Raw genomic sequence first — 6,225 nt, 5'->3', positions numbered from 1 at the left:
GACCGGTCCCCCCTCGACTGGACGCCGCACAGCGCTCCGTGGTTGACCACACCGGCGGTCCGCTGCTCGTCCTGGCAGGGCCGGGCACCGGAAAGACCACCACGCTCGTCGAGTCGGTGGCGGCGCGAATCGCCCGTGGCGGTGACCCCGAGCGCATTCTGGTGCTGACGTTCAGCCGCAAGGCGGCCGTCGAACTGCGCGACCGCATGGCGCTGCGCGTGGGGGCCGCCCGCGCGCCCCGGGCGACCACCTTCCACTCGTTCTGCTACGCCCTGGTCCGCGCCCACCAGGACAGCGACCTCTTCGTGGAGCCGCTGCGGCTGCTGTCCGGTCCCGAGCAGGACGTCGCCGTCCGTGAACTGCTCGCCGGTCAGCCAGACCTGCAACGGCTCGGTCTCGCGCACGTGCGCTGGCCCGACGAACTGCGCGCCTGTCTGACCACCCGGGGATTCGCCGACGAGGTCCGGGCCGTCCTCGCCCGCAGCCGTGAACTGGGTCTCGGCCCCGGCGCCCTGGACGCCTTCGCCCGACGTATCGGGCGCCCCGACTGGCGTGCCGCCGCCGCCTTCCTCGCCGAGTACCTGGACGTGCTCGACATGCAGGGCGTCCTCGACTACGCGGAACTGGTCCATCGCGCGGTCCTCCTCGCCCGCCGCCCCGAGGTCGCCGAACGGCTGGCGGCGCAGTACGACGCCGTACTGGTGGACGAGTACCAGGACACCGACGCGGCCCAGGTACGGCTGCTGCACGCCCTCGCGGGCGGCGGCCGCACCCTGGTGGCCTTCGGCGACCCCGACCAGTCGATCTACGCGTTCCGTGGCGCCGACGTCAACGGCATCCTGGAGTTCCCGGAGACCTTCCCGCGCGCGGACGGCCGTCCGGCGCCCGTGGAGGTCCTGCGCACCTCCCGTCGCTCCGGCGCCGCCCTGCTCGCCGCGACCCGTCTGCTCACCCAGCGCATGCCCCTGACCCGCCTTCCGGTGGAGAGGGTACGCGCGCACCGCGAGCTCGCCCCGGTACGGGACGGCGGCCGCGTAGAGGTCTTCACGTATCCGACGCCCGGCACGGAACTCGACAACATCGCCGACATCCTCCGCCGGGCCCACCTGGAGGACGGCGTCCCCTGGGGCGAGATGGCCGTCCTGGTCCGCGCCGGCTCCCGCACCATCCCGACGGTCCGCCGGGCCCTCACCGCGGCCGGCGTCCCCCTGGACATCGACGGCGACGACCTCCCCCTGCGCCACGAACCGGCGGTGGCCCCCCTGCTGACGGCCCTGCGGGCGGTGGCGACGGCGGAGTCGGCGCCGGGCGCGGCCGACGGCAGCGTACGGGGCGACGACGAGGACGGGAACGAGCCCTGCTGGCTCGACACCGAAACCGCCCTCAGCCTCCTCGCCTCGCCCCTCGCCGGGATGGACGCCGCCGACCTGCGCCGTCTCGGCCGTGCTCTGCGCGACGAGGAGCGGGCCGGGGGCAACCCCCTGCCGCCGCCGTCCGACGAACTGCTCACGCGCGCGCTCGCCGAGCCCGAGCGCCTGGCCGTGCACGACCCCGCGTACGCGCGTGGCGCCCAGCGGCTCGGCGCGCTGCTGCGCAAGGCCCGGGAGCGCCTCGCAGGCGGCGGTACGGCCGAAGAGGCGCTGTGGGAACTGTGGGAGGGCACACCCTGGCCCGCGCGTCTGGAGCGGTCCGCCCGGCGCGGCGGCGCGGCCGGACGCAACGCCGACCGTGATCTGGACGCCGTCTGCGCGCTGTTCGCGACCGCCGCGCGCGCGGAGGAGCGCACCGGCGGCCGGGGCGCCCTCAACTTCCTGGAGGAGATCGACGCGGAGGACATCGCCGCCGACACCCTCACAGGGCGCGCCGTGCGCCCGGACGCCGTGCGCCTGATGACCGCGCACCGCTCCAAGGGGCTGGAATGGCGCCTGGTCGTCGTCGCCGGCGTGCAGGAGGGCCTGTGGCCCGACCTTCGCCGCCGCGGCTCGCTGCTGGAGGCCGACCGCATCGGGCGTGACGGACTCGCCGAACCGCTCAGCCCGGGCGCGCTGCTCGCGGAGGAGCGCCGCCTGTTCTACGTCGCCGCCACACGCGCGCGTGAACGACTCGTCGTCACCGCCGTGAAGGCGGCCGCCGACGACGGCGACCAGCCCTCCCGCTTCCTCACCGAACTCGGGGTCGAACCCAGGGACGTCACCGGCCGTCCCCGCCGCCCGCTCTCCGTCGCCGCGCTCGTCGCCGAACTGCGCGCCACGACGGTCGACCCGCGTGTCTCGGACACCCTCAGGGAGGCCGCCGCCCACCGGCTGGCCCGTCTCGCCGCGCTCGCCGACGAGGACGGCCGCCCGCTCGTCCCCTCGGCCCATCCCTACCGCTGGTGGGGCATGTACGAGCCGACCGAGAGCAAGGTGCCCCTGCGCAACCGCGACCAGCCCGTCGTCCTCTCCGGCAGCGCCCTCGACCAACTCGCCAACACCTGCGCCCTGCAGTGGTTCCTGGGCCGCGAGGTGAAGGCCGACGCACCGGCGACGGCCGCCCAGGGCTTCGGCAACGTCGTGCACGTCCTCGCCGACGAGGTCGCCTCCGGGCACACACCCGCCGATCTCGCCGTCCTCATGGAGCGCCTCGACTCCGTGTGGAACGCGCTCGCCTTCGACGCGCCGTGGAAGTCGGCGCAGGAGAAGGAGAACGCGCGCGTGGCGCTCGAACGCTTCCTGAAGTGGCACGTCATGGACCGCACCGGCCGCACCCCCGTGGCCAGCGAGCACGACTTCGACGTCACCCTCGAAGCGGGCGACTACGAGGTCCGCATCCGCGGCCAGATGGACCGCGTGGAGACGGACGGCGAAGGGCGGGCCTACGTCGTCGACTTCAAGACCGGCAAACAGCCCCTCAGCAAGGCCGAGGTGGCCCGCCACCCGCAGCTCGCCGTCTACCAGCTCGCCGTCCGTGAGGGCGCCGTGGACGAGGCGTTCGACGGGGCCCGCCCCGAGCCCGGCGGCGCCGAACTGGTCCAGCTGCGCCAGGGCGCCGCCCAGCGCGACGGCGGCGAGACCCTGCCCAGGGTGCAGGCCCAGGAACCGCTGGAAGGGGAGTGGGTCGGCGAGCTGCTGGCCACGGCCGCCGGAAAGGTGCTCGACGAACGGTTCACACCGGCCACCGGACAACACTGTGCCCACTGCGCGTTCCAGGCGTCCTGCAGTGCCCGCCCGGAGGGACGGCACGTCGTCGAGTAACCCGGATGATCGACGACACCACGCGCGCCGACCTGCGTTTTCCCCCGGCTCCGGGGGCGATCCGGCCTCCGCTGTCAGTGGCCGCCGCTAGCCTCTCTGACGTGCCGCCCCGTATCACCGATCCCGATCAGCTCAAGGAACTCCTCGGGATCCCGTTCACCCCGGAGCAGACGGACTGCATCATCGCGCCGCCCGCTCCGCAGGTGATCGTGGCCGGAGCCGGCTCGGGCAAGACGACGGTGATGGCGGCCCGCGTGGTCTGGCTGGTCGGCACCGGCCAGGTCGCCCCCGAGCAGGTCCTCGGCCTCACCTTCACCAACAAGGCCGCCGGCGAGCTCGCCGAACGCGTGCGCAAGGCGCTGATCAAGGCGGGCGTCACCGACCCGGACGTCATCGACCCCGACAACCCGCCGGGCGAGCCGGTGATCTCCACCTACCACGCCTTCGCGGGCCGCCTGCTGACCGACCACGGCCTGCGCATCGGCCTGGAGCCGACCTCCCGGCTGCTCGCCGACGCCACCCGTTTCCAGCTCGCCGCGCGTGTGCTGAGGGAGGCCCCCGGCCCCTACCCCGCGCTCACCCGCTCCTTCGCCGACCTCGTCAGCGACCTGCTCGCCCTGGACTCCGAACTCGCCGAGCACCTCGTACGGCCCGAGGACGTGCGGACGTACGACACCGGACTGCTCGCCACCCTGGAGGGCGTCCGGCTCAGCAACGACGCCCTGCGGCAGGTCCCCAAGGCCGCCGCCGCCCGCCGGGAACTCGCCGACCTGGTGGTCCGCTACCGCGCCGCCAAACGCGAACGCGACCTGCTCGACTTCGGCGACCAGATCGCCCTGTCAGCGCGGCTCGCGCGAATCCCCGAGGTGGGCCGGATCCTGCGCGACGAGTTCCGGGTGGTCCTCCTCGACGAGTACCAGGACACCTCGGTGGCCCAACGCGTCCTCCTGGCAGGCCTCTTCGGCGAGGGCACCGGCCACCCGGTGACCGCCGTCGGCGACCCCTGCCAGGCGATCTACGGCTGGCGTGGTGCCTCCGTCGCCAACCTGGACGACTTCCCCGAGCACTTCGCGCACCCCGACGGCCGCCCCGCGACCCGTCAGGCACTCAGCGAGAACCGTCGCAGCGGCGGCCGCCTCCTCGACCTCGCCAACGGCCTCGCCGAGCCCCTGCGGGCCATGCACGCGGGCGTGGAGGCCCTGCGGCCGGCCCCGGGCGCCGAGCGCGACGGCATGGTCCGCTGCGCGCTGCTGGCCACCCACGCCGAGGAGATCGAGTGGGTCGCCGACTCCATCGCCCACCTGGTGCGCACCGGCAAGGCGCCCGGCGAGATCGCCGTCCTGTGCCGTACGGCGACCGACTTCGCCGAGATCCAGGGCGCCCTGGTCGCCCGGGACGTCCCCGTCGAGGTCGTCGGCCTGTCCGGGTTGCTGCACCTGCCCGAGATCGCCGACCTGGTCGCCGTCTGCGAGGTCCTCCAGGACCCCGGAGCCAACGCCTCCCTGGTACGCCTGCTGACCGGCCCGCGCTGGCGCATCGGCCCGCGCGACCTCGCCCTCCTGGGGCGCCGCGCCCGCTTTCTCGTCGCCCACGCGCGCGTGGACACCGGCGACGACCGGGACCGCAGGCTCGCCGAGGCCGTGGAGGGGGTCGACCCGTCCGAGGTGATATCGCTCGCGGACGCCCTGGAGACCTTCCTGGAGCTGCCGCTGGACGCCGAGCAGGAGGACGACGGGCTGCCGTTCTCGCCCGACGCGCGCGTGCGGTTCGCCCGCCTCGCCGCCGAACTGCGCGATCTGCGCCGGTCGTTGGCGGACCCGCTGATGGACGTGCTGCACCGGGTCCTCGCCGTCACCGGCCTGGAGGTCGAGCTGTCGGCGTCCCCGCACGCCCTGGCCGCCCGGCGCCGCGAGACCCTGTCGAACTTCCTGGACATCGCCGCCTCCTTCGCCGCCGGCGACGGCGAGGCGACCCTGCTCGCCTTCCTGGGCTTCCTGCGGACGGCCGCCCAGTACGAGAAGGGCCTGGACAACGCCCTCCCGGGCGGCGAGAACACCGTCAAGGTGCTCACCGCCCACAAGTCCAAGGGCCTGGAGTGGGACGTCGTCGCCGTCCCCGGCCTGGTCAAGGACACCTTCCCCAGCACCAAGGGCCGGGAGAAGTGGACCGCGCAGGGCAAGGTGCTGCCGCACGAGCTGCGCGGCGACGCCGACACCCTGCCCGACGTCACGTCCTGGGACGCGCGCGGCCTGAAGGCCTTCCAGGAGGCCATGAAGGATCACCAGCACACCGAGGAACTCCGCCTGGGCTACGTCACCTTCACCCGCCCCCGCACCCTCCTGCTCGGCTCCGGCCACTGGTGGGGCCCCACCCAGAAGAAACCGCGCGGCCCCTCCGACTTCCTGCGGGCCCTCCACGACCACTGCGAGGCCGGGTACGGCGAGATCGAGGCCTGGGCCGACGAGCCGGCCGAGGACGCGGAGAACCCCGCCCTGCACGCCGCGGACGCCGACCAGGTCTGGCCCCTGCCCCTCGACGAGGCGTCCCTCACCCGTCGACGGGCCGCGGCCGAGACCGTCCTGGCCCACCTGGAGGACCTCGCCTCCCACGAGGACGGCCACCCCGCGCCCGTACACGACCCCGACGACCACCAGGACCCGGACTGGCCGCCGCCCCCGGACGACGACGAGCCGTACCCGGCGGATACCTTCCCGGACGAGGAGCCCGCCGACTGGGACTCCCTGTCCACGGACCGCCCGACCGTCCCGCACCAGGCCGGAGCCCCGGAGCGCGGCAACCACGAGAGCGCACGCGCGCGTCGGACGGCGCCCGCCACGCCCCCCACCCGGCTCACCCCGGAGGAAGCCCGCGCCATCGCCTCCTGGGACCGCGACCTCGACGCCCTCACCGGTGAACTCCTCCGCGCGCGGGAGGCCGTCACCGACGTCCCCCTGCCCGCCTCGCTCACCGCCTCCCAGGTGCTGCGGCTGGC

Annotated in this window: 2 protein-coding genes; both read left to right on the top strand. The window is 74.4% G+C overall.

Annotation, left to right across the window (positions count from 1 at the left end; translation table 11 throughout):
• Positions 1-38: 38 nt before the first annotated feature.
• On the top strand, positions 39-3,233 hold the full coding sequence (locus GRC12_RS40720; RefSeq protein ID WP_439959940.1) for an ATP-dependent helicase: 3,195 nt from the start codon (positions 39-41) through the stop codon (positions 3,231-3,233).
• 101 nt (positions 3,234-3,334) lie between these two features.
• Positions 3,335-6,225, top strand: a 2,891-nt coding sequence (locus GRC12_RS40715) for an ATP-dependent helicase (protein WP_208785488.1), incomplete at its 3' end; no start/stop codon positions are given.

The organism is Streptomyces griseorubiginosus (assembly GCF_017614965.1).
GTDB lineage: Bacteria > Actinomycetota > Actinomycetes > Streptomycetales > Streptomycetaceae > Streptomyces > Streptomyces griseorubiginosus_B.
Note: the sequence above shows the minus strand (reverse complement) of the source record. Positions and strands in the feature narration are given on the sequence as shown.